The sequence below is a fragment of the Nevskiales bacterium genome (genome assembly GCA_035574475.1).
Classification (GTDB): Bacteria; Pseudomonadota; Gammaproteobacteria; order Nevskiales; family DATLYR01; genus DATLYR01.
In genome coordinates this window covers 1-23905 of sequence record DATLYR010000194.1, presented here as the reverse complement: position 1 = coordinate 23905, position 23905 = coordinate 1, and the positions used below count along the sequence as shown (strand labels likewise).

The 23905-nt window shown below is 67.4% G+C and carries 20 protein-coding genes; 16 read left to right on the top strand and 4 right to left on the bottom strand.

The annotated features are described in order from the left end of the window. Positions 1-486, bottom strand: a 486-nt coding sequence (locus tag VNJ47_11740) for a pyruvate kinase (protein ID HXG29504.1), incomplete at its 3' end; no start/stop codon positions are given. 64 nt (positions 487-550) lie between these two features. Between VNJ47_11740 and VNJ47_11735 the strand changes: the two genes are divergently transcribed. Beyond that, positions 551-1315 carry a glycerophosphodiester phosphodiesterase family protein gene (locus tag VNJ47_11735; GenBank protein ID HXG29503.1) on the top strand — a complete coding sequence of 255 codons (765 nt, stop codon included), beginning with the start codon at positions 551-553 and terminating at the stop codon, positions 1313-1315. 128 nt (positions 1316-1443) lie between these two features. Here the strand turns inward: VNJ47_11735 and VNJ47_11730 are convergent, their stop codons facing one another. Beyond that, the gene (locus VNJ47_11730; GenBank protein ID HXG29502.1) at positions 1444-3123 is read right to left on the bottom strand and encodes an AMP-binding protein; all 1680 of its coding nucleotides are present in this window, start codon (positions 3121-3123) and stop codon (positions 1444-1446) included. Positions 3124-3196: 73 nt separating this feature from the next. After that, the gene (locus VNJ47_11725) at positions 3197-3850 is read right to left on the bottom strand and encodes a TetR/AcrR family transcriptional regulator (GenBank protein ID HXG29501.1); all 654 of its coding nucleotides are present in this window, start codon (positions 3848-3850) and stop codon (positions 3197-3199) included. Between the two features lie 101 nt (positions 3851-3951). On the opposite strand from VNJ47_11725, the gene VNJ47_11720 reads away from it, so the two are divergent. The 6 genes from VNJ47_11720 to VNJ47_11695 all read left to right on the top strand — a co-directional run bounded on the left by VNJ47_11720 (position 3952) and on the right by VNJ47_11695 (position 13826). After that, positions 3952-6507, top strand: a complete 2556-nt coding sequence (locus tag VNJ47_11720; GenBank protein HXG29500.1) for a hypothetical protein — start codon at positions 3952-3954, stop codon at positions 6505-6507. A gap of 36 nt (positions 6508-6543) precedes the next feature. Beyond that, entirely contained in the window at positions 6544-7686 is a 1143-nt protein-coding gene (locus tag VNJ47_11715; GenBank protein ID HXG29499.1) for an acyl-CoA dehydrogenase family protein, read from the top strand. 10 nt (positions 7687-7696) lie between these two features. Continuing rightward, positions 7697-8935, top strand: a complete 1239-nt coding sequence (locus VNJ47_11710) for an acyl-CoA dehydrogenase family protein (protein HXG29498.1) — start codon at positions 7697-7699, stop codon at positions 8933-8935. Next, positions 8932-9771 carry an alpha/beta hydrolase gene (locus VNJ47_11705; protein HXG29497.1) on the top strand — a complete coding sequence of 280 codons (840 nt, stop codon included), beginning with the start codon at positions 8932-8934 and terminating at the stop codon, positions 9769-9771. Before VNJ47_11710 ends, VNJ47_11705 begins: the two co-directional genes overlap by 4 nt. A gap of 130 nt (positions 9772-9901) precedes the next feature. Beyond that, on the top strand, positions 9902-12406 hold the full coding sequence (locus VNJ47_11700; GenBank protein ID HXG29496.1) for a DUF1302 family protein: 2505 nt from the start codon (positions 9902-9904) through the stop codon (positions 12404-12406). Between the two features lie 61 nt (positions 12407-12467). Then, positions 12468-13826, top strand: a complete 1359-nt coding sequence (locus tag VNJ47_11695; protein ID HXG29495.1) for a DUF1329 domain-containing protein — start codon at positions 12468-12470, stop codon at positions 13824-13826. Between the two features lie 15 nt (positions 13827-13841). On the opposite strand, the gene VNJ47_11690 is transcribed toward VNJ47_11695, so the two are convergent. Next, positions 13842-14531 (bottom strand): TetR/AcrR family transcriptional regulator, encoded by a 690-nt coding sequence (locus VNJ47_11690; GenBank protein ID HXG29494.1) that lies wholly within the window; start codon positions 14529-14531, stop codon positions 13842-13844. 52 nt (positions 14532-14583) lie between these two features. Here VNJ47_11690 and VNJ47_11685 point away from each other — a divergent pair, with 52 nt between their 5' ends. The 9 genes from VNJ47_11685 to VNJ47_11645 all read left to right on the top strand — a co-directional run. Continuing rightward, positions 14584-15729, top strand: coding sequence for an acyl-CoA dehydrogenase family protein (locus tag VNJ47_11685; GenBank protein HXG29493.1), 1146 nt, complete (start codon positions 14584-14586; stop codon positions 15727-15729). Positions 15730-15798: 69 nt separating this feature from the next. Next, on the top strand, positions 15799-18411 hold the full coding sequence (locus tag VNJ47_11680; GenBank protein ID HXG29492.1) for an SDR family NAD(P)-dependent oxidoreductase: 2613 nt from the start codon (positions 15799-15801) through the stop codon (positions 18409-18411). 90 nt (positions 18412-18501) lie between these two features. Next, a complete protein-coding gene (locus VNJ47_11675) occupies positions 18502-19683 on the top strand; it encodes a lipid-transfer protein (GenBank protein ID HXG29491.1) in 1182 nt (393 codons plus the stop codon). Positions 19684-19789: 106 nt separating this feature from the next. Beyond that, entirely contained in the window at positions 19790-20953 is a 1164-nt protein-coding gene (locus VNJ47_11670) for a hypothetical protein (protein ID HXG29490.1), read from the top strand. Then, on the top strand, positions 20928-21395 hold the full coding sequence (locus VNJ47_11665; GenBank protein HXG29489.1) for a YiiD C-terminal domain-containing protein: 468 nt from the start codon (positions 20928-20930) through the stop codon (positions 21393-21395). The genes VNJ47_11670 and VNJ47_11665 overlap by 26 nt, the downstream gene beginning before the upstream one ends. Positions 21396-21403: 8 nt before the next feature. Continuing rightward, a complete protein-coding gene (locus VNJ47_11660) occupies positions 21404-22246 on the top strand; it encodes an NAD(P)-dependent oxidoreductase (GenBank protein ID HXG29488.1) in 843 nt (280 codons plus the stop codon). A 28-nt stretch (positions 22247-22274) separates the two neighbouring features. Next, positions 22275-22763, top strand: a complete 489-nt coding sequence (locus tag VNJ47_11655) for a TlpA disulfide reductase family protein (protein HXG29487.1) — start codon at positions 22275-22277, stop codon at positions 22761-22763. 2 nt (positions 22764-22765) lie between these two features. Beyond that, positions 22766-22978 (top strand): DUF4266 domain-containing protein, encoded by a 213-nt coding sequence (locus VNJ47_11650; protein ID HXG29486.1) that lies wholly within the window; start codon positions 22766-22768, stop codon positions 22976-22978. Positions 22979-23076: 98 nt separating this feature from the next. Further along, positions 23077-23905: DUF3570 domain-containing protein (locus tag VNJ47_11645; GenBank protein ID HXG29485.1), on the top strand; the 829-nt coding region annotated here is incomplete at its 3' end.

The window sequence follows — 23905 nt, the reverse complement described above, 5'->3', positions numbered from 1 at the left end:
GAGGCGGTTGATGCCTTTGTGGTCGGACAGCTCGCCGCCGATGAGCACCTCGGTCTCCACCCGCGTGCCGGCGACCGCGGTCACGCGCAGGCTGATCAGCCCGTCGTTGAGCAGCAGCGTGTCGCCGGGCTTCACGTCCTGCGGCAGCGCGGCGTAGGTGCAGCCGACATGCTCGCGCGTGCCGGCGTGGTCGGCCAGGGCGGTATCGAGCGCGAAACGGTCACCGGTCTGCAGCTGGATCGGGCCTTCGTCGAAGGCGCCGATGCGGATCTTGGGGCCCTGCAGGTCGGCCAGGATGGCGACATCGCGGCCGGCGGTCTGGGCGGCCGCACGCACGGCCGCGGCGCGCGCGGCGTGATCGGCGGCGCTGCCGTGCGAGAAGTTGAGGCGCACCACGTCCACGCCGGCGCGGATCATGGCATCCAGCACCCCCGGCCGGTCGGTGGCGGGGCCGAGCGTGGCGACGATCTTGGTCTGACGGGACAAACGGGCTCCCTTGCCGGGCGGCGGCATTGCCTGACTAATATAAGTCATGCCACCCGTCGCGCCCATGACAGGCCTGCCGCGCGTCATCGCGCACCGCGGCGCCAAGCACGCCCGCCCGGAGAACACCCATGTCGCGTTCGAGCGGGCGCTGGCCGAGGGCGCCGACGGCATCGAGCTGGACCTGCGCCTGAGCGCCGACGGCGTGCCCGTGGTGTTCCACGACCACACGCTGCGCAAGCTCGGGCAGGCGCGCCGGCGGCTGTCGGCGCTGACGCTGGACGAGCTGCGGCGGCTCGACTTCGGCGGCTGGTTCGACGCGCGCTTCGCCGGCGAGCCGATTCCGACCCTGGCCGAGGTCCTGGCTCGCTACGCGCCGCGCACGGAGCTCTGCCTGGAACTCAAGACCGCGCGCGATGCGGCGCGCAATGCCGATCTGGTGACGCGCACGCTGCAGGCGGTGCGCGAGGCCGGCGCGGCGGAAGCGGTGTGGATCCTCTGCTTCGATGCCGGCCTCTTACGCGCCGCCCACGCCCAGGCGCCGCGGCTGCGCTATGTGCTCAATGCTCTCGGGCCGGAAGCGGCCCTGCGCGCCGCGGCGGAGCTGCCCTGGCTGCACGCCATCGACGTGGACATCCGCTGGCTGACGCCGGCTGCGGGTGCGCAGCTGCGTGCCGGCGGGCGCGCACTGATGAGCTACACCTGCAACACCGAGGCGCATCTGCGCGCCGCCTGCGCGGCGGGCGCCGAGGCTGTGATCACCAACCGCCCCGCCTGGGCGCGCGACTGGCTGCGGGCAACACGCCAGTCCAGTTGCGGAACGCGCGGGTGAAGATGGCCGGATCGCTGTAGCCGACACGTTGCGCCACCTGCGCCAGCCCCGCATAACTCTCCGGCCCCATCCCCAGCGCGGGGCCCTGCTGGCGTACCTGAAAATGCTGTGACGGCCGCGGCGGGCCGCTACTCCCAGATCACCTTCTGGCGCGAGGCGAACCAGCGGTCGATCAGCGCCTCGTAGCGCTTCTCGATCACGTTGCGCTTGATCTTCATGGTCGGCGTGAGCATGCCATTGTCGATGGTCCAGGGCGTGTTGACGACGACGATGAACTCGAGCGCTTCGTGCGGGTCCACGGTCGCGTTCACCTGATCGAGGAGCGCGGCCAGGTCGTCCTCGATCGTCTTGCGGTCGAGCGTGTTCGCGGCCAGCGCCTTGCGCGTGTCTTCCGACAGCAGCACCAGCGCGAAGGTCGCCGGCTGGTTGGCACCGCTCACGCACACCGCTTCGATCTTCGGGTGCGCGCCGAGCTTGTTCTCGATCGGCACCGGCGCGACGTACTTGCCCTTGCTGGTCTTGAACAGTTCCTTGACGCGCCCGGTGATGCGCAGCCGGCCCTCGCTGTCCATCTCGCCCATGTCGCCGGTCTTGAAGAAGCCGTCGGCGGTGTAGGAGGCGGCGGTCTGCTCCGGCATCTTGTAGTAGCCCATCATCTGGCCCGGGCTCTTGACCAGCACCTCGTGCGTGTCCGGATCGATCTTGCACTCGACGCCGCGGTTGGCGTGGCCGACGTAGCCGATGCGCGCCTTGCCCGGCAGGGTGAAGTGCGAATAGGCCATGTTCTCGCTCATACCGTAGGCCTCCAGCAGCTCCAGCCCCAGGGAGCGGTACCAGGCGATGATCGGCGGCGGCAGCGGCGCGGCGCCGGTCAGCGCCACGCGCACGTTCTCCAGCCCCAGCTGCTCGAGGATCTTGCGCTTGACCTTGCGCCCGAGACCGGGGATCAGGAACAGCAGCTTCTGCTTCTTCAGCGGCAGCTTGTCGCAGACCGCGAGGTGGAACTTGGTCCACAGCCGCGGCACGGAGAAGAAGATGGTCGGGCGCGCGCGCCGCAGATCGGTGAGGAAAGTGTCGAGCGACTCGGCGAAGAACACGCGGAAGCCGTAGTAGGTGGACATGTTCTCGACCACGATACGCTCGGCGACGTGCGCCAGCGGCAGGTAGGAGATCATGCGGTCGTCGGGTCCCACCGGCATGATGTCGCTCATCAGCGTGCCGCAGACGTTGAACGACTTGAAGGCCTGCATCACGCCCTTGGGCTGGCCGGTGCTGCCGGAGGTATAGACGATCGTCGCCAGCTCGTTCATATCGCGGTCTGGTTCGCCCTGCAGTGGCGCCGTGTGCGCGACGAGGTCGTCCCAGCTGCCGCCTTCCGTCTGCGGCGACAGCGGCAGGCGGATCACCGGCAACCCGCTGGGCACGCCGGGCTTCATCATCGGCCAGTCATCGAGCTTGCCGACGAACAGCAGCTTCGACTCGCTGTGCTCGAGGATGTAGCGCACGGTCTCGGCGTTGAGCGTCGGGTAGATCGGTACGGTCACGTGGCCGGCCATCCAGATCGCCCAGTCGGCCATGATCCAGTGCGCCGAGTTCTTGCCGAGCAGCGCGATCTGGCTCCTGGGCGGGAAGTCGAGCGATTTCAGGTGCGCGGCCATGCGCCGCACCTGGTCCATGATCTGCGCCCAGGTGTAATCCACCACCTGTCCGCCGCCCACCGGCTGCGTGAAATGGATCGCGTCGGGCGTGGTTTTCTCCCAGTGGTAGAGGCAGCCCAGCGGGGTCTTGTCGGCCAGCGCCATGCTCATGTCGGTCGGCTCCTCGGGGTGAGAGCCCGATTATTCATGGCGGGCACTGCGCCGGCAACCGCGGCGCAGAGACTCAGCGCATGCGCTTGCGAGCGGCCTTGTCGCCCTGGCGGGCGACATAGGGCGCCAGGAAGTCGATCATGGCCTGCACGGCGGCGTCGCGGTAGGCGGGCGTGATCCGGCCGTGGTTGAAGAAGGAACGCCGCAGGCAGGCCACGGCGATGTCCACGGACAGGGCGGCGATGTCGGGGTTGGTGGGCAGGAGGATGCCATTGCGCTTCATCAGCGCCCGGCCCAGGCTGCCCATGCGCTCGATGGTGAGTTCCTGGGCGCGGTAGCTGTCGTCGGTGACCGCGCCACCGAGGATCAGCAGCCGTGCGACCGGGCGCTCGTTGTGGAATGTCACCGCATGCTCGATGATGGCGCGGATGGCCTCGCGCCAGCCCATGCGGCCGAGTTCCTCCGCGCGCTCGAAGAAGATCGCCTCCAGGTCCACCAGCTGCCGCTGCACCAGCGCGTTGAAGATGGCATAGGGCGTGGGGAAATAGGCGTACACGCTGCCGCGCGTATAGCCCAGGCGCTCGGCCAGCACCGGGATGGAAAAACCGGACAGGCCGGCCTCGGCGAGCAGGGCCTCCGCCTCCTGCAGGATGCGCTCGAAGCGCGCCTTGGCACGCTGCTGCACGGGTTCGCGCGCGATGGCGGCGGGGTCGAGTACGCTGTTCATGGGCGAACGATAGTCCGGTTGGTTAGAGTTGACAAATGTCATTTCATGGCATAAGGTGACATTTGTCAATAATATCATCGGGGCCGGGTGGGGAGAAACGCGTGCGGCTCAGCGTGATCGACGAATTCGCGGGAATGGCGCGCGATCGGTGGTGGGCCGCGAGGGCCGCGGCACTGCTTGCGAGCGCCGTGCTGGCGCTGGCCGCCTGCGGCGGCGGTGATTACAGCGGCGGCACCGCCACCGGCGGCAATAACAATAACTCGGGCGGTGGTGGCGGCGGTTCCTTCGCCGACAGCCAGGCCTTCTTCGACGCGCGCGTCGCGCCAGGGCTCGGCGTGTGCCGCACCTGCCACCTGCCGGGCGGTGTCGCCAATGCCGAAGGCCAGCCGGGCCGGCGCTTCGTGCTGGCGCCGGAGTCGGCCTCGGCGGTCGAACAGTACAACCGCCTGAAGCAGTCTTGGGAGGCGCTGGGCGGTGGTGTCGAATCCAGTCGCATCCTGACCAAGGCCTCGAATACCGATGCAGAGCCGCACTCGGCCGGCGCGCTATGGCCGGTGGGCAGCGTGCCCTACGCCAGCATGCGAATCCTGCTGGCCTGCTGGGATAATCCGGCCGGCTGCGCGGCCCTGCTGGGTGGCGCCGGCGGCGGCGGTGATCCCGAGCTGCCGCCGTTGCTGGGCGGGCCGCGCGGCGGCAACGTCTGGGCCAATTTCTGCGCCGACAAGGACGACGATACGCCACTGCCGCGCGATCCGCGCACGCTGATCGTGCCCGGCGTCAACGAGGGCAAGGCGGTTGCCTTCAACGCCTGGTGGATGGCCTGCGACAACCTCGTGCCCCGTCCGCAGACCTGTGGCCAGCTGCGCGAGCAGGCGGCGCTCGGCGCCTTCGTCGCGCTGGGTCATGGCGAGATCGGCAGCCCGACCAGTTTCGCCGGCGGCAACCCGAACGCCGACGGCCTCGAGGCGGACAAATACAACAATCTGTGGCGCGACTGGGGCCTGTCCGCGCGACCGGACAATTTCGACCAGCTGGTGGCGGAGCGTTACGGCTCGCCGGCCAGCCCGGGACGCAATCCCTATCCGCTGCCGGGAGAAGATCCCAACGTGGAAAAGGACTGCGACGGTGACGGTCCGTTGCCAGCGAGTACCGGCGGCTGCGGCCAGCTGCCGGCGGTCTTCACCCAGCTGCGCGAGCCCAATGGCCGCTGGCGCGGCGAGATCGGGCAGAAGGTCTGCGTGTTCTGCCACAGCGGCCAGATCGACAGCGATCTCGACTGGCCCGGCAAGGGTCCGCAAATCGCCGGCGCCGGCAGCATCGGCGATTTCACCGTCGCCGGTTACGACTTCGGCCGCGCGGAAGGGCTGGCCAACACCACGCCAACCAACGCCATCACCATTTCCACCAACCGCGGCACCGGCGCGATCGATTTCTTCCAGCTCGCCTTCGTGCTGTTCAGCGGCGGCGATCCCGAGCTCCTGATGAACGACAAGATCCTGTTCAGCCAGGCGATCGGCAACATCAAGAGCCCGCCGTGGTGGAACCTCGCCTATCGGCCGCAGAAGTTCCACGGCGCGATCCTGCCCACCGATTCCTCGCGCATCGACCTCGCCGCCTACTACGACCTCATCGCCGGCTTCTCCGGCGGCGACCCCATGGCCTGGGTGGACCAGCACGCCGGCCCGTTCCAGACCTGGGCCGAGACGCTGGCCTCGCCGACCTGGCCCGCCGGCTACTGCAGCAAGGCCGACGGCACGCCGGGCCCGGGTGATGCGCCGCAATGCATCAACCGGCCGCTAGCCGAGCAGGGCGCGATCCTGTTCCACGCCAAGGACCTGTGGGCGCCGCAGCTGGAAAACCCGGTGCCGCGCCCTGACCAGGGCAACGGTTCCTGCGCCAGCTGCCACGGCGTGTACTCGCCGCGCTATGCGCACGACCCGGCCTATCTCGACACGCCGGAGCTGATGGGCGTGGCAGCCTATGTGCTGCCGATGTCCATCGTCGGCACCGACCCGGTGTATGCCAGCGCGATGCAAAGCCTGCGCAACCGCGACGGCAGCGTCAGCCCCTCGATCATGAACCAGCCCATCGCCGGCTACTGCGGCCTCGGCGAGGCCAGCCGCACGCCGAACAACACGCCGGTTCTGCTCGCGCCACCGCTGTGGGGCATCTGGGCGGCCGCACCCTACTTCCACAACGGCTCGGTGCCCAACATCTGGGGCGTGCTCGATCCCGATCGCGAGCGCCCGCGCATCTGGCGGCGCGTGTCCGCGCCGGCGCGCGCCGATCAGGTGGGCAAAGTGGTGATGGGCTTCGACACGCATTTCGAGCGCGCCTACGACCCGGACAAACTGGGCTGGAAATACGAAACGCTCAGCTGCGGTGCGCCCGGCACGCAGCCGCTTCTGGCCTGCGACCCGACCGACGAGAACAGGCCTTCGCCGGTGCAGCAGCTGCTGGGCCTGCTGTACACGCAGGTCGGCATCACCTGGAACCTGCCGCGGCCGGAAGGCATGACCATGACGCAGCAGGACATCGAGAACCGCAAGATCTACAACACCCACCTGTACAGCCAGGGCAACCAGGGGCACGCATTCACCCGCGTGCTCACCGACGCCGAGCGCCGCGCGCTGATCGAGTATCTCAAGACGTTGTAATCTTCCGTTTCCGGTTTCCTGCAGGCTGCGAGCGCCATGGACTTCGAGTACAGCGAAGAACAGAACATGCTGCGCGACACGCTCGCCGGCTATCTCGCGCGTCACTACGACTTCGAGGCACGCTGTGCGGCCGTCCGCAGCGCCAGCGGCTGGCGGCCCGAGGTCTGGCGCGCGCTGGCGCAGGAGCTTTCGATCTTCGGCGCCGCCTTCCCCGAGTCTCTCGGCGGTCTCGGCGGCGGCGCGATCGAGCACGCGATCGTGATGGAGGAGCTCGGCAAGGTGCTGGCGCTCGAGCCCTATCTCGGCACGCTGGTGATCGGCGGCGGGCTGCTGAAACAGGCCGGCGGTGCGCTGGCGCAGGAATTCGTGCCGCGCATCATGGCCGGCGAAGCGGTGCTCGCCTTCGCCCAGGCCGAGCCGGGCGTGCGCTACGCGCTGACGGAGGTCGCCACCACGGCCAAGCGCCAGGCTGACGGCTATGTGCTGAACGGGCGCAAGTCGGTGGTGATCGGCGCGCCCTGGGCCACGCAGCTGGTGGTGGTCGCGCGCAGCGGCGGCGCGCCGCGCGACGCCGAGGGCATCACGCTGCTGCTGGTGGACAAAGACAGCAACGGCATCCGCACCCAGGACTATCCGACCATCGACGGCGGCCGTGCCGCGGAGGTGTTTTTCGACGAGGTGCGCGTGCCGGCGGGCCGCGTCATCGGCACGGAGGGCGCGGCGCTGCCGCTGCTCGAGCGCGTGGCCGACGAGGCCGTCTGCGCACTCTGCGCCGAAGCCGTAGGCTGCATGCGCCGCCTGCTGGCAGACACGGTGGCCTATGCCTGCCAGCGCAAACAGTTCGGCGTGCCGATCGCGAGTTTCCAGGTGCTGCAGCACCGCATGGCCGACATGTTCGTCGCGCTCGAGCAGTCCATTGCGCTGACGCTGGTCGCGACGCTGAAGCTGGACTCGCCGCCGGCAGAGCGCGCGCTGGCAGCCAGCGCGGCCAAGGTACAGATCGGCAGCGCCGGGCGCTTCATCGGCCAGGCCGCGATCCAGATTCACGGCGGCATGGGCATCACCGAGGAGCTGGCGCTGGGGCATTACTTCAAGCGCCTGACCGCCATCGGCAGCCAGTTCGGCACGGCGGAGCATCACCTGCGCCGCTACGCCGACCTGTCGCTGGCTGCCGCCTGAGGACGCCGAGATGAACCTGCAATTCACCGAGGACGAGCTCAAGTTCCGCGACGAAGTGCGGGCCTGGATCAAGGAGGCCTTCGACCCGGAGCTCAAGGCACTGATGGCCCAGTCCAAGAACGGCTATCTCGACAAGGCCGGCCAGATCAAATGGCAGAAGAAGCTCTACGAGCGAGGCTGGGCCGCGCCCGGCTGGCCGAAGGAATACGGCGGGCCCGGCTGGACGCCGACCCAGCGCTACATCTTCCAGGTCGAGACCGCCGCCGCCGGCTGCCCGCTGGTGTCGCCGATGGGCCTGGCGATGGTGGCCTACGTGATCATGGCCTTCGGCAGCGAGGCGCAGAAGCAGCGCTTCCTGCCGCCGATCCTGCGCTCGGACGAATTCTGGTGCCAGGGTTATTCCGAGCCCGGTGCGGGCTCCGACCTCGCCAGCCTGCAGATGAGCGCGGTGCGCGACGGTGACCACTACGTGCTCAACGGCTCCAAGATCTGGACCACGCACGCGCAATGGGCCGACTGGATGTTCTGCCTGGTGCGCACCGCGCGCGAGGCCAAGCCGCAGAACGGCATCTCCTTCCTGCTGGTGGACATGCGCACGCCCGGCATCCGCGTGCGCCCGCTGCCGACGCTGGACGGCCCGATCGAGGGCGAGCAGGAGATCAACCAGGTCTTCTTCGAGAACGTGCGCGTGCCGGTGGCAAACCGCATCGGCGAGGAAGGCCAGGGCTGGACCTATGCCAAGTACCTGCTGCAGTTCGAGCGCGGCGTCGCCTATGCACCGCTGTTGAAGGGCTTCCTCGGCAAGATCCGGCGCGTACTCGAGCGGCAGCGCGCCGAGGGCGGCGGGCGCCTGCTGGACGATCCGGAATTCCGGCGCCGCTATGCCGAGCTGGCGATCCGCATCGACGCGCTGGAGGCGACCGAGATGCGCTTTTTCTCCGCGGTGGAGAGCGGCACCGCCATCGGCCCGATGTCGAGCCTGTTCAAGCTGGTCGGCACCGAGCTGCAACAGGCGATCAGCGAGTTGGGCGTGGACGCGCTCGGCGCCGACGCGCTGCCGTTCGTGCAGGACACCTGGGCGGCGCTGCGCGGGCGCGCGGCCGCGCCGTATCCCGGCCCGGACTACGCCGCGCCGCTGGCGCCGCTGTATTTCAACTACCGCAAGACCTCGATCTACGCCGGCAGCAACGAGATCCAGCGCAACATCCTCGCGCGGCACGTGCTGGAAGCGGCGGCGGGCCGCCGGTGAAGCTGGTCCGGCGCAACCGCCAGGGCCTGGCCCTGGCCGGCACGGCGTATGGCCCGGAGGAGGGCCGGCCGGTGCTGTTCTTCCACGGCGGCGGGCAGACGCGCCACGCCTGGGGTCGCGCCGGCGAAGTGCTGGGCGCCGCGGGCTTCCGCGCTATCAGCTATGACCTGCGCGGCCACGGCGACAGCGCCTGGTCGGAAAACTACCAGCTGCCGGAGTTCGCGGCCGATGTTTTCGACCTGGCGCAGGCCGAACGCGAGAGGCCCATCATCGTCGGCGCCTCGCTCGGCGGGCTCGCCGCGCTGCTGGCCAACGCCACCGAGGCCGGCGAGATCTCCGCGGCGCTGGTGCTGGTGGACATCGCGCCGCGCATCAATCCCGAGGGCGTGGACCGCATCCTGCGGTTCATGTCGGCCCATGCCGGGGGCTTCGCCAGCCTGGATGAGGCCGCCGCCGCGGTGGCGGCCTACCAGCCGCAGCGCGCGCAGCGCACCGACCCACAGGGCCTGCGCAAGAACCTGCGCCGCGGCGCGGGTGGCCGCTGGTACTGGCACTGGGACCCGGCGCTGATGGGCCTGTTCGAGCAGGCGCGCCGCGCTTCGCTGGATCCCGCACTGTTCTACCGCGCCGCCGAACCGCTCACGCAGCCGGTGCTGCTGGTGCGCGGCATGCTCAGCGACGTGGTGGACGATGCGAGCGCGCGCGAATTCCAGGACCGTTTCCCGCATGCGCGCGTCACCGAGGTCGGCGGCGCCGGACACATGGTGGCGGGCGACCGCAACGACGCCTTCGTGCAGGCGGTGACGGACTTCCTGGCGGCCGGCGTAACCGGCTGATTCCACGCGGTTTGTTATGTATTGACAAATGTCACATTGAACCCAACAATACGACAAATGTCATGTTTGGCTTGGCGGCCGCTCGGGGGACACGGGCGACGCGGGTTCGCCGGGTGCGACTGGGGGGGCCATGAAAGCGAACAGCAGTCTGCCGTGCACGCTGGCGCGTGCGCTGGGGTTCGCCGCCTTTGCGTGTTCGGCGGCCGGCCATGCCTACAACTTCGCCTTCAACTGGGGTGATACGGAGGTGACCGGCGTGCTCAACACCAGCATGACGCTGGGCGCCGCCTGGCGCATGGAGGCACGCTCTGACGATCTGGTCGGCAAGGCCAATCTCAACCCCGATGTCTGCGGGCGCGCGCCGGACGGCGGCATCCTGTACCAGTCCTGCCAGGGCCTGTTCCGCGACCAGACCTTCGTGGCGGAGCGACTGGTGAGCTTCCCGGGGCAGTTCACCACCAATGCCGACGACGGCAACTGGAACTACGACCAGCACGACCTGACCCAGGCGCCGTTCAAGCTGACCCAGGATCTCACGCTCAACTACGGCAACTTCGGCTTCTTCGTGCGCGGGCTGTACTTCTACGACTTCATCAACGAGAACTTCCGCGAATTCCACCCCAACCGCGTCACGCGCGAGAACAGGCTGCAGGTCGGCGAGATCTCCACCAACGGCGACGAGCTGGGCCCGCTGCCGCCGGGCGTCCCGCTGCCGCCGGTCTCGCTCAACCCGCTGTTCACCGCGCGCACCGACTCCACCGCCTGCCCGGCCGAGCGCAATCCCACCGGCGAGGCCTGCGGCATCGTCTATGGCAAGGGCGGCGTGGTGCGCAACAAGCGCAAGGACAAGGAGATCCTGCGCCAGATCGGCAGCGACCTGCAGCTGCTGGACCTCAATGTCTATGGCGAGCTGCCGCTACCGCTCGGCGAGCGCACGCTCAACTTCAAGCTCGGCCGCCAGATCGTGAACTGGGGCGAGTCCACCGCGCTGATCTTCGACTCGCTGAGCCAGGCCAATCCGATCAACGCCAACAACTTCTTCCGCGTCGGCATGGCGCTGGAGGAGGTGTTCGTGCCGGTCAACATGCTGTCGCTGTCCACCAGCCTGACCGACTCGATCCAGCTGTCGGGCTTCTACCAGCTGGAATGGGAACCGCTGGAGGCGCCGGCGCCGGGCTCGTTCTACTCGCCGATCGACATCGGTACCAACAACGCCGTGCGCAGCATCAACCTCGGCTTCGGCTCGGTCGCCGAGGATCCCGATCGCGTGGCGCGCCTGCTCGACAACCCGCTGTCCGGTCTGACCAACACCTCGGGTGCCGCCGAGCGCCTGCCGGACCGCGAGCCGGACAGCGCGGGCCAGTACGGCCTGTCGCTCCGCTATTACGCGGACTGGCTCAACAACGGCACCGAGCTGGGTTTCTATTTCATGAATTACCATTCGCGTGCGCCTTTCTTGAGCGTCATCTCGGTGCCCGAGGGCTGCGCCAAGCACACCACCAACACCGTCGAATTCCTGCTGGCCTGTCCGGATACACCGCTGTTCCACTCGCTGACCTCGCCCAACGACCCGCTCGGCGCCACCTCGGACGCGGTCAACTTCGACAAGATCGGGGTGCTGCTCGAGTATCCCGAGGACATCCAGATGCTCGGCGTCAGCTTCAACACCACCTTCGGCGACATCGCGCTGCAGGGCGAGCTGGCCTACCGGCCCGATGCGCCGCTGCAGGTGGACAGCGAGGACCTGGCGCTGGCCGGCTTCGGACCGGCGGCCAGCAACTGCCACCTGCCGGAGACCGGCTGCGTCGGCTCCACGCCCGGCGTTGGCGTATATCCCGATGGCAGTACCGGTCTGTACGGGCCGAGCGACTATGTGGTGGATGCCAGCGGCACGCCCGGCGCGTTCACCGATACTTACGATCTCATCGTGGGCCACATGGCCGGTTCGGGGCGTTTCTTCCCCAGCTTCATCATTCCCTGGCGCGGCGGCACCGTCGGGCTCAACCCGGGTTCGTCCTACATCCGCGGCTGGGAGTACTTCGACACCTACCAGTTCAACCTCGGCGGCACCTATGTCATGAGTGCGACGCACCCGGTCTCGAAGCTGATCCGCGCCGACCAGATCATCGCGCTGTTCGAAACCGGCGCCACCTGGGTGCCGGACCTCCCGCCGCTGGACCGGCTGCAGCTCGAAGCGCCCGGCACCTTCCTGCACGCCAGCGCCGGCGCGGACGGTTCCGGCGCCGACCGCTCGCGCCAGGCCTGCTCGACCAACCCTGCCTGCTCCTACGGCCCGGACGGCCTGCGCTTCAACCCGCACCAGGAAGACCTCGACCTGTTCCCGGACGAGCTGTCGGCGGGCTATGCGCTCATCGCCGCGATCCGCTACGAGTCGGTGATGCCCGGCATCAGCCTGCAGCCGTTCGTCATCTTCAAGCACGACGCCTATGGCACCTCGCCCGGCCTGGTCTCGAACTTCATCGAGGGTCGCAAGATCCTCGATACCGCGCTGGAGGTTCGCTACAAGTCGAATCTGTCGTTCAACGTCGGCTACCAGCTGATCGCCGGCGGCGGCAAGGCCAACCTGCTGCGCGACCGTGACAGCGCCCGCTTCTTCGTGAAATACCAGTTCTGATACCGACGGGGCGGTTTCCTGTCATTCCTGTGGAAGCGCGAATCCAGTGGAGACAATCAACATGAGTCGAATCACATCGAGGGCGGTTGCACTGCTGGCCGTTCTGGCTACGGTACCCGCACTGGCCAAGGTGTCGCCGGAAGAGGCGGCCAAGCTGGGCACGACGCTGACGCCGGTCGGGGCCGAGAAGGCCGGCAACGCCGACGGCAGCATCCCGGAATGGAAACCGGCGGCGCAGCGCGGGCCACTGTCCGGCGATTACCCGTCCGATCCCGTGATCGACGCGGAGAAGCCGCTGTTCACCATCACCAAGGCCAACATGGCGCAGTACGAGGCCCTGCTCACGGAAGGGCACAAGAAGATGCTGCGCAGCTACGACACTTACAAGATGCACGTTTACCCGAGCCACCGGCCGGTGTCCTTCCCGGACTTCATCTATGAGTGGACCAAGTGGAACGCCACGAACTGCGAGCTGATCGGCACGGACAACCCGCACAACTGCAAGATCGGCTTCACCTACCCGATCCCGCAGTCCGGCGCGGAGGTGATCTGGAACCACCGCGTGCGCTACCGCGGCTCGGACGTGCGCCGCTACAACAACCAGATGATCGTGCAGCGCGACGGGCAGTTCCAGCTGACCAAGATCATCGAGGAGGCCAAGTTCTACTACGCGCTGCCGCCGGACAAGAATCCGGTGCCGCTGATGAAGGACAGCGGCCTGTTCATCAAGTACTTCTCGCAGACCGTGTCGCCGCCGCGCATGGCCGGCACGCTGATCCTGGCACACGAGCGTGCCGGCGCCGGTAACGAGGGCCGCCAGGCCTGGCTGTACGCGCCTGCCCTCAAGCGCCTGCGGCGCGCGCCGACCGTGTGCTGCGACAACCCCTACGAGGGCACCGACGGCCACCAGTTCTACGACCAGGTGGACATGTTCAACGGCATCCTCGAGCGCTTTACCTGGAAACTGGTGGGCAAGCGCGAGATGATCGTGCCCTACAACTCCAACCGCATCGGCAGCAACAAGGTCAAGTTTGCGGACCTTGCCGCCCCACGCCACCTCAACCAGGACCTGCCGCGCTACGAGAAGCACCGCGTGTGGGTGGTGGAGGCCAATGTCAAGGAAGGCACCAACCACACCTTCCACAGACGCGTGTTCTACGTGGACGAGGACAGCTGGTACCCGCCCGCGATCGACAACTACGACGCGCGCGGCGAGCTGATGCAGCTGCAGGAGGGGCACACCATCTTCGCCTACAACGTGCAGTCGGTCGGCGGTGTGCCCGAGGTGATCTACCACTTCAATTCCGGGCGCTACTTCGTCACCGCCATGGCCAACGAGGACAAGCCCAACGACTTCTCGATCACGCTGAGCGATGCCGACTTCGAGCCCAGCAACATCCAGAAGAAGGCGACCAAGTAGGGCGCCGGCCGCCGCCTACTCGGACGCGCGGTTCCAGTCGGGCGGGCGCGGCGGCGGGGTGCGTACGCCCTTGCGCGCGCGCATCTGGCCCGCCATCAGCCGGGTCCAGATCGCCAGGTAGCGGCGCGCGTCGCTGCCGTTCTGCGCCAGCTGCGCGCCGACCGACATGCCGCCGAACAGCACCGTGGTCATCATGAACAGGTCGCGCAGGTCCTCGCTGCCGGCGCCGCGTGGTTCGAAGTAGTGGAAGATCGCCGTATCCGCGGTCTGCTGGAAGCGCGCCATGATCGCGCGCAGCGCGGCCGCCAGCTCGGCGTCGTGCTGGCTGGCCATCAACAGCTCGAAGAAGGCGCGGAACATGCGCGTGTCGTAGATCTCCTGCCACACGGTCTGCATCAGCGCGCGCAGGCGATCGTCCTCGTCGGCGATGCCCAGCAGCACATCGCCAAGGATGCGGTAGGCGCGGCGCAGCAGATACTCGGCTGCGTCCACGATCAGCGCATTCTTGGACGGATAGTGATGCACATGCGCGCCGCGCGACACGCCGGCACGCTTGACGATGGCGCTGACCGTGGTGCCGGCGTAGCCGTCGCGCGCGATGCACTCCAGCGTCGCCCGGATCAGACGCTTGCGCATGGCGTCGCTCCGCTCGGCCTGGGTGCGGCGCTTGCGGGCGGCGGTCCGAAGGGTGCTTGACAGGGCCATGGGCTTCATATTACATACAGTACGTACTGTATGTAAATAGCCCGGAGCCCGCATGATCCCCCGCACCCTGTTCAGCGCCGAGCACGAGGAATTCCGCAAGAACGCACGCCGTTTCTTCCAGGAGGAAGTGATCCCGTACCGCGAGGCCTGGGAGGCGCAGCAGCATGTGGATCGCAAGCTGTGGAACCGCGCCGGCGAACTGGGAATGCTGTGCATGCACCTGCCGGAGGAGTACGGCGGCGCCGGCGCCGAGGACCGGCTGTTCAACGTGGTGTTCCTGGAAGAGCAGGCCTATGCCGGCGACTCCGGCTTCGGCGCGGCGGTGCATACCGACATCGTCTCGAACTACATCATGAATTTCGGGACGCCCGAACAGAAGAAGCAGTGGCTGCCGGGCATGTGCCGCGGCGACATCGTCGGCGCCATCGCCATGACCGAGCCCGGCACGGGTTCGGACCTGCAGTCGGTGCGTACCACGGCGGTGTCCGACGGCGACCATTACGTCATCAATGGTTCCAAGATCTTCATCACCAACGGTTATCTGTCCGACCTCGTCATCGTGGTGGCCAAGACGGGCAACAGCGGCGAGGGCGCCAAGGACATCTCGCTGATCGTCTGCGATGCGCACGCACCCGGCCTCAAGAAGGGGCGGCCGCTGAAGAAGATCGGCATGCACTCGCAGGACACCTGCGAGCTGTTCTTCGAAAACGTGCGCGTGCCCAAGGCCAACCTGCTCGGCCCGAAGGAGGGCATGGGCTTCGTGATGCTGATGCAGGAGCTGGCCTGGGAGCGGCTGATCATCGCCATCCAGGCCATCGCGGGCGCCGAGGCGGCACTCAAGATGACGCTGGATTACACGCGCAACCGCAAGGTGTTCGGCAAGCCCGTCGCCGCCTACCAGAACACGCGCTTCCGGCTGGCCGAGCTGAAGGCCGAGATCGCCATCGGGCGGGTGTTCGTGGATCGCTGTATCGAGCTGATGACGAAGAAAAAGCTCGGCGTGGACGATGCCGCCACCGCCAAGATGTGGACCTCGGACCTGCTGAGCCGCACGATCGACCAGTGCCTGCAGTTCCACGGCGGCTACGGCTACATGCTGGAATATCCAATTGCGCGCGCCTATATCGATCACCGCGCGACGCGCATCTTCGGCGGCACCAACGAAATCATGAAAGAACTCATCGCACGCAGTCTCTAGGCGCGGCTTCAGCGCATCAGATCGCGACCCAGGCGCTCCTGCAGCAGCAACCAACCGAGGGATTGATTCATGGCCGATCAACTTCGTTTCGACGGTAAAGTCGTCATCGTCACCGGCGCGGGCAACGGGCTCGGCCGCTCGCACGCGCTGATGTTCGGCGCGCGCGGCGCCAGGGTCGTGGTCAACGACCTCGGCAGCAACATCCACGGGGGCGGGCGCTCGTCGGCGGCGGCCGACAAGGTCGTGGAGGAGATCAGGGCGCTCGGCGGCGAGGCCGTGGCCAACTACGACTCGGTCGAGGAGGGCGAGAAGATCGTCAAGACCGCGCTCGACGCCTTCGGCACCGTGGACATCGTCATCAACAACGCCGGTATCCTGCGCGACGTCAGCTTCCACAAGATGAGCAAGGACGACTGGGACATCATCCAGCGCGTGCACCTGAACGGCTCGTTCTCGGTGTCCTACGCCGCCTGGCCGATCCTCCGCGAAAAGCAGTACGGCCGCATCGTGATGACCACCTCGGCCGCCGGCATCTACGGCAACTTCGGCCAGGCCAACTACTCGGCCGCCAAGCTCGGCATCCTGGGCCTCGGCCAGACGCTGGCGATCGAGGGGCGCAGCAAGAACATCCACGTCAATACCATCGCGCCGATCGCCGGCTCGCGCCTCACCGAAACCATCCTGCCGCCGGAGGTGATTGCCGCGCTCAAACCCGAGTACGTCAGCCCCCTGGTGCTGTGGCTGTGCCACGAGTCCTGCCAGGAAACGGGCGCGACCTTCGAGGTCGGCGCTGGCTACATCGGCAAGCTGCGCTGGGAACGCACCCGCGGCCACGTGTTCCGCACGGCGGGCGATGGCTTTACGCCGGAGGACGTGGCGCGGCACTGGGCCAAGGTGACGGATTTTTCGCAGACCGAGCATCCGGCCAACGTCAACGAGGCGATGGCCGGCGTCATGGCCAGCCTCAACAAGAAGAGCCTCGGCGGGAACGAATTCATCGATCTCGACGCCGCCAGCAGCGACGTGATCGAGCTCGAGTCGTCCTACGACGAGCGCGATCTGGCGCTGTACGCACTGGGTGTGGGGGCGGCGCGCGACCCGCTCGATCCCAAGGAGCTCAGGTTCACCTACGAGCTGGGCCAGGATTTCCAGGCGCTGCCGACCTATGGCGTGATGCCGGCGATGAATGCGTTCCTGGAACTGGGCAAGCAGGGCAAGACGCTGAAGGGGTTGAACTACGGTCTGGACCGCGTGCTGCACGGCGAGCAGTATCTGGAGCTGTACCGTCCGCTGCCCAGAACCGCGAAGCTCAAGCACACGATCCGATTCAAGACCGCCTACGATAAGAAACCGCATGCCGTGGTGATCCTGAGCGTGGACACGGTGGACGAGAGCGGAGAGAAAGTTGCCTACAACGAGATCAGCGTGTTCGTGCGCGGCGCCGGCGGCTGGGGCGGCGAGCGCGGGCCCTCGCAGGACGTCAATGTGCCGCCGCAGCGCGAGCCCGACGCCGTGATCGAGGAGAAGACCGACCCGAACCAGACACTGCTGTACCGCCTGTCCGGCGACTGGAATCCCCTGCACGCCGACCCGGCCTTCGCCAAGGCCTTCGGCTTCGACAGGCCCATCCTGCACGGTCTGTGCACCTTCGGCCATGTCGGCCGGCACGTGATCAAGGCCTTCTGCGACAACGACGGCCGGCGTTTCAAGAGCATCAAGGTACGTTTCGCCGAGAGCGTGTTCCCGGGCGAGACCCTGGTCACCCGCATGTGGAAGGAGGGCGATCTCAAGATCGTGTTCGAGACCCGCGTGAAGGAGCGCGACAAGGTGGTGATCCGCAATGCCGCCATCGAGCTCTACGAGCGCATCCCGGAGGTCAAGGCCAAGCCCAAGGCCACGGTGGCCGCACAGCCAGCGGCGAGCAGCGAGTCCACTTCCGCCGACATCTTCGCCGGCATCGGCGGCTATATCGCCGCTAACCCGGACCTCGCCGGCAAGATCCAGACCGTGTTCCAGTTCAGGTTGTCGAATCCCGAGAGCCGCTGGGTGATCGACCTCAAGAACGGCGCGGGTGCCTGCAAGGCCGGCACGGCGGAGGCGCCGGACGTGACGCTGGAACTCGAGGACCGCGACTTCCTCGACATGTGCACCGGCAAGGCCGATCCGAACAAGCTCTACTTCGGCGGCAAGCTGAAGATCAGCGGCAACATCATGGCCTCGCAGAAGCTGTCCTTCCTGCAGAAGATGGATCCGAAGTTCGTCACCGAGGCCATGGCTGCGCGCAGCGGCGCGCCGACCGTGGCACCGGCCGCTGCGAAGCCCGCTGCGCCCCAGGCTGACAAGGCTGCCAAGCCTGGCCAGGCGAGCGCGATCTTCGCCGCGCTGGCAAAGAAGCTGGAACAAGACGCGAGGGCCATCAATGGCCTCGCCGGTCAAGTGGTGCAGTTCAAGCTGCGGGATCCGGAAGGCGCCTGGCTGATCGACCTGACGGGCAAGACACCGAAGGTCGAGCAGGGCGACACCATCAAGGCCGCGGCCGTGTTCGGCATCGCGGACGAAGACTTGGTGGCACTGGCGAAAGGCCAGGCCGAAGTGCGCGACCTGTACCAGCGCGGCAGGCTGCGTGTGGACGGCGACGTGAAACTGGCGCGCGAACTGGGCGTGCTGAGCAAGCTGATATGAGGGCAGATTGAGTAGAAGCCTGGCTGCAGGCGACTCTTGTCGCGAGCAGGCTCGCTCCTACAAAGACAACGGAATATTCAGGAGACGACCATGAAGCGCAAAGTGAACGTGATCGGCGTGGGCATGACCAAGTTCGCCAAGCCCGGTGCCAGCCCCGAGTACTACGAGATGGCGAAGGAGGCGGGGCAAAAAGCGCTGGCCGACGCCGGCATCGCATACCAGGACATCCAGCAGGCCTATGTCGGCTATGTGTACGGCGACTCCACCTGCGGCCAGCGCAGCGTGTACGAGCTGGGCCTGACCGGCATCCCCGTCATCAACGTCAACAACAACTGCTCGACCGGTTCGACTGCGCTGTGGCTGGCGCGCCAGGCGATCGAGGGCGGTTTGGTGGATTGCGTGCTGGCGCTGGGCTTCGAGAAAATGGAGCGCGGCGCGCTGACCAACAAATACGACGACCGCGAGCCGCCGCTGGCAAAGTTCGCGCAGGTGATGAACGACGTGCAGGGCTTCGCCAACGCCCCGCCGGCCGCGCAGATGTTCGGCGGCGCCGGGCGCGAGTACCGCTTCGAGCACGGCACGAAGAAGGAAACCTTCGCCAAGATCAGCGAGAAGGCGCGCGCGCATGCCAGCAACAATCCCTACGCGCTGTTCAACCAGCGGCTGAGCCTGGAGGAGATCCTCGCCTCGGAGGAGGTGTTCGATCCGCTCACGCGCTTCCAGTGCTGCCCGCCGACCTGCGGTGCGGCGGCGGCGGTGCTGTGCTCTGACGAGTTCGCGAAAAAGCACAAGATCAGGAACCCGGTGTACATCGCCGCGCAGGCGATGACGACCGATTTTCCGACCACCTTCGAGCCCAAATCCATGATCAAGATGGTCGGCTACGACATGGCCAAGGCCGCGGCGAAGCAGGTCTACGAGCAGGCCGGCATCGGCCCGCAGGACGTGGACGTAGTCGAGCTGCACGACTGCTTCACCGCCAACGAACTCCTGACCTACGAGGCCATCGGCCTGTGCCCGGAGGGCGGCGCCGAGCAATTCATCTGGGATGGCGACAACACCTATGGCGGCAAGTACGTGACCAATCCGTCTGGCGGGCTGCTGTCCAAGGGTCACCCGCTGGGCGCCACGGGCCTGGCGCAGTGCACCGAGCTGGTGTGGCAGCTGCGCGGCCAGGCCGACAGGCGCCAGGTCGAGGGCGCGCGTATCGCGCTCCAGCACAACCTGGGACTGGGCGGGGCCTGTGTGGTGACGATGTACCGTCGCGACTGAGGAGGCTCGGCTGGACGCGCACGACAACAAATGGTGGGAGCGGCTGCCCGAGGGCTACGCCCACCTGAGCGATGACACCGAGGCGAGCCTCGCGCATCCGCTCAAGGTGCTGACCACGGCGGCGCTGGACCGGCTGGCCAGCTCCGGCATGGGCCTGCTGGTGGCCAGCGCAGTGCTGCCGCGGCTGCTCACGCGTCGGCGGTTCGATCGTGAGCGCGAGCGGCTGCGTTTCTACTGGCCCTATGCCGATGCGGGCGACGCCGATCGCACATTCCTGCGGCCCCCACCCGGCGTGCCGGTGCAAGTCCGGCGCGCACGCTGCGGGCAGTTCGCGCCGCGCGACATTCCGCACCGGCGTCTGTCCTTCGACAGCCCCTTCGTGCCGCTGCACCCGGAACTGCAGCGCAGCTATCTGCGTCATGCCCGCAACCGACGCGCGCATGCGCTGCATTACTACCACCCCGACGGACCGCGGCCGACGCTGATCTTCCTGCATGGCTACACATTGCCGCAGTACCGCATCAACAGCGCCTGGTTCTGCCTGCCCTGGTTTTACCGCAAGGGGTACGACGTGCTGCTGGCGCAGCTGCCCTTCCACGGCGAGCGCCGCGAGCGCGGCCACCCGTTCAGCGGTTACGGGTTTTTTGCCGACGGCTTCGCGCACTTCAACGAGGCGGTGCTGCAGGGCGTGCACGACGTGCGCGTGTGGCTGGACTATCTGCTGAGCGAGGGCGCGCCGAGCGTCGGCGTCTCGGGCCTGTCGCTCGGCGGCTACATCACCTCGGCGGTGGCGACGGTGGAGGATCGCCTGGCCTTCGCCATTCCGAACTCGCCGGTGGTGTCGCTGTTCGACATGGCGCGCGAATGGCAACCGTCGGGGCGCCTGCTGGATTTCGCCGTGTGGCGCAGCGGTGCGACGCTGACCGAGCTGCGCCATGGCGTGGCGTTGCACAGCCCGCTGACCTATGCGCCGCGCCTGCCGGCCGAGCGGCAGTTCATCATCGCCGGCGCCGGCGACCGCTTCACCGCCCCGCGCTTCGTGCGTCAGCTGCACGAGCACTGGCAGGGCAGCCGGCTGCACTGGTTCCCCGGCAACCACCTGATCCACGTGCAGCAGGGCGATTACCTGAGGCGCATGAAGGCCTTCATGGACAGGCACAGCCAGCCTTCACCCCCACCCCCGCCCTCCCCATCGAGGGGGTGGGAGCAAAAAATAAGTTCTCCCCCGTCGGAGGGGCTGGCAAATGAACGGATCCACCGAGGACCGTGAGATGGACTTGGATTTCGCCAAAAAAGCCCTCGAGACCGGCATCCCCTTCGTGAAGAACAGCGGCCTGCAGGTGGTCGAACTGCGGCGCGGCTACGTCAAATGCCGCATGCCATTCGCGAACAACGGCAACCACATCGGCATCATGTACGCGGGTGCCCTGTTCACGGTGGCCGAGATTCCCGGCGGCGCGCTGTTTCTGTCATCCTTCGACGCGACGCGCTATTTTCCCATCGTCAGGGCCCTGAATCTGGAGTTCCTGAAGCCGGTGAAGACCGACGTCACGGTCGAGATCGCGCTGGACGAGGGGCGCATCGCCGCGATCCAGGCCGAGGCCGACACCAAAGGCAAGGCCGAGTTCGTGCTCGAGGGCGAGCTCAAGGACGCCGCCGGCGTAGTAGTAGCGAAGAGCCGCGGGGTGTATCAGATCCGCAAAACGATGTGAGGCAGCACATGACGCTCAAAGGCAAGACCCTGTTCATTTCCGGCGGTTCGCGCGGTATCGGCCTCGCGATCGCACTGCGCGCCGCGCGCGACGGCGCCAACGTCGCCATCGCCGCCAAGACCGCCGAGCCGCATCCCAAGCTGCCGGGGACGATCTACACCGCAGCGGCGGAAATCGAGCGGGCTGGCGGCAAAGCCTTGCCGATCGTCTGTGACATCCGCGACGAGCAGCAGGTGGCGGCCGCCGTGGCCAAGACGGTGGACAGCTTCGGCGGCATCGACGTGCTGGTCAACAACGCCAGCGCGATCTCGCTGACCGGTACGCTGCAGACCGACATGAAGCGCTATGACCTCATGAACGGCATCAATGCGCGCGGCACCTTCCTGTGCGGCAAGTACTGCATCCCGCACCTGAAGAAATCGGCCAATCCGCACATCCTCACGCTGTCGCCGCCGCTGGACATGCGCGCCAAGTGGTTCGCGCCACACCTGGCCTACTCGATGGCCAAGTACGGCATGAGCCTGTGCACGCTCGGCTGGGCGGAGGAGTTCCGCAGCGACGGTATCGCCGCCAATTCGCTGTGGCCGCGCACCCTGATCTGGACCGCGGCGGTGAAGATGATCGGCGGCGACCCGGCGATGCAGCAGTCGCGGCTGCCGACCATCATGGCCGATGCGGCCTACGTGATCTTCACCAAGAACGCGCGCGAATTCACCGGCAACTTCTGTGTGGACGACGTGGTGCTGTACGAAGCCGGCGTGCGCGATTTCTCGAAATATGCCGCGGTGCCCGGCACGACGAAGTTCGCGCCCGATTTCTTCCTGCCGGATGATCTGCCGTCCGTGGGCTGAGGTTTGCGCCTGCGAGAATGCCGTTGACATGCGCCGCGCGCTTCTCATTCTCTGCCTGCTCGCCAGCCTGGGTGCCGAGGCGGCCACCCCCGGCCAGCCGGCGCCGGCCTTCAGCGCCGAGGCATTGCAGGGCGCCGGCCCGATCGAACTGGCGCACTACCGCGGCAAGGTGGTGCTGCTGGATTTCTGGGCCTCGTGGTGCCCGCCCTGCCGCCAGTCGCTGCCGGCCTTCGAGCGGCTGCGCGCCGAGTACGGCACGGCCGGCTTCGAGGTGATCGCGGTGAACCTGGACGAACGGCCGCAGGACGGGCTGGACTTCCTGAAAAAATACCCGGTAACGTACCCCACCGTGCGCGATCCGCAGGGTCGCCTGGCCCGGCTGTACGACGTGCGCGCGATGCCGATGTCCTATCTGATCGACCGGCAGGGCGTGCTGCGGCAGGTGCACCCGGGCTTCAATAAAAAGGACCTGCCGCGGCTGCGGGCCGCGGTGGCCGAACTGCTGGGGGAGGAGTGACCATGACACGTCTGCTGTTGGCCGCTGCGCTGCTGCTGGCCGGCTGTGCGAGCACCCCGCCGGCGGCCTGGGAGCGCGGCACGCTCGCGCGCCCGGAGATGGCCTGGGATCCGGACCCGGTGCAGTCTGCGATCCGCAATCACACCTACACCAGCAAGGAGCACGCCACCGGCGGCGCCTCGGTGGGCGGCGGCGGTTGCGGATGCAGTAATTGATGCGAAGCATCATCCCGGCGAAAGCCGGGATCCAGAGACTTTGTGAGCGCGAGCGTCATCCCGGCGCTGCCGGGCTTCAGTGACTTCGGGGGAGTCGCATGTCCGACAAGAAACGCATCCATCCCGCGCTGCTGGCGCTGACTGCTTCGGCGCTCGGCCTGCCCGGCATTGCGAAGGCCCAGGCGCCGGAAGGCCTGCAGCTCGACTATCGCTACTCGCGCTACGACGAGGACGGCATTTCCGGCAGCAGGACTGCGAGCGGGCAGGGCAGCGAGCGTTACGAGATCGACAGCCACCAGTTCCGCGCCGCCGCGCCGCTGGCCGGCGACTTCGAGCTCGCGGCTGACCTGACTTACGAAAGCATGAGCGGCGCCTCGCCCTGGTACGTGGACGGCAGCTCCGGTCAGCCGCTGCAGGTGATGAGCGGGGCTACCATCGAGGAGAAGCGCGCCGACCTGCTGCTCGGCCTCACGCGCCGCCTCGCACAAGGCAAGGGTACGGTCAGCCTGGGGTACTCCAACGAGGACGACTACCAGGCGATCAACGTCGGTGCCCAGGCCGAGTGGCAGCTGGCCGACACGGTGAGCACGCTGTCCGCCGGTATCGGCTACTCGGATGACGAGCTGGATCCCACCCAGGGCGTCACGCCCGTGAGTGTCACGCGGGCCACGCGCGACAGCATCACCGCCTTCGGCGGCTATGCGCGCGTGCTGGATGCCGACACCGTCATCCAGACCAGCCTGAGCTACACGCGCCACGACGGTTTCCTGTCCGACCCTTACAAGGCGGTGTTCGTGGCCGACGCCGACGGCATGGGCAACCCGGACATCCTGTTCGACAGCCGCCCGGACGGCCGCCGGCAATGGGCCTGGCTGACACGGCTGCGGCGCTACTTCGCCGGCCCCAACGCCGCGCTGCACGCGGACT

Coding starts and splice junctions, on each gene's coding strand:
- VNJ47_11735 (HXG29503.1), top strand. CDS start 551: ATGACAGGCCTGCCGCGCGTCATCGCGCACCGCGGCGCCAAGCACGCC.
- VNJ47_11730 (HXG29502.1), bottom strand. CDS start 3,123: ATGAGCATGGCGCTGGCCGACAAGACCCCGCTGGGCTGCCTCTACCAC.
- VNJ47_11725 (HXG29501.1), bottom strand. CDS start 3,850: ATGAACAGCGTACTCGACCCCGCCGCCATCGCGCGCGAACCCGTGCAG.
- VNJ47_11715 (HXG29499.1), top strand. CDS start 6,544: ATGGACTTCGAGTACAGCGAAGAACAGAACATGCTGCGCGACACGCTC.
- VNJ47_11710 (HXG29498.1), top strand. CDS start 7,697: ATGAACCTGCAATTCACCGAGGACGAGCTCAAGTTCCGCGACGAAGTG.
- VNJ47_11700 (HXG29496.1), top strand. CDS start 9,902: ATGAAAGCGAACAGCAGTCTGCCGTGCACGCTGGCGCGTGCGCTGGGG.
- VNJ47_11695 (HXG29495.1), top strand. CDS start 12,468: ATGAGTCGAATCACATCGAGGGCGGTTGCACTGCTGGCCGTTCTGGCT.
- VNJ47_11690 (HXG29494.1), bottom strand. CDS start 14,531: ATGGCCCTGTCAAGCACCCTTCGGACCGCCGCCCGCAAGCGCCGCACC.
- VNJ47_11685 (HXG29493.1), top strand. CDS start 14,584: ATGATCCCCCGCACCCTGTTCAGCGCCGAGCACGAGGAATTCCGCAAG.
- VNJ47_11680 (HXG29492.1), top strand. CDS start 15,799: ATGGCCGATCAACTTCGTTTCGACGGTAAAGTCGTCATCGTCACCGGC.
- VNJ47_11675 (HXG29491.1), top strand. CDS start 18,502: ATGAAGCGCAAAGTGAACGTGATCGGCGTGGGCATGACCAAGTTCGCC.
- VNJ47_11665 (HXG29489.1), top strand. CDS start 20,928: ATGAACGGATCCACCGAGGACCGTGAGATGGACTTGGATTTCGCCAAA.
- VNJ47_11660 (HXG29488.1), top strand. CDS start 21,404: ATGACGCTCAAAGGCAAGACCCTGTTCATTTCCGGCGGTTCGCGCGGT.
- VNJ47_11655 (HXG29487.1), top strand. CDS start 22,275: ATGCGCCGCGCGCTTCTCATTCTCTGCCTGCTCGCCAGCCTGGGTGCC.
- VNJ47_11650 (HXG29486.1), top strand. CDS start 22,766: ATGACACGTCTGCTGTTGGCCGCTGCGCTGCTGCTGGCCGGCTGTGCG.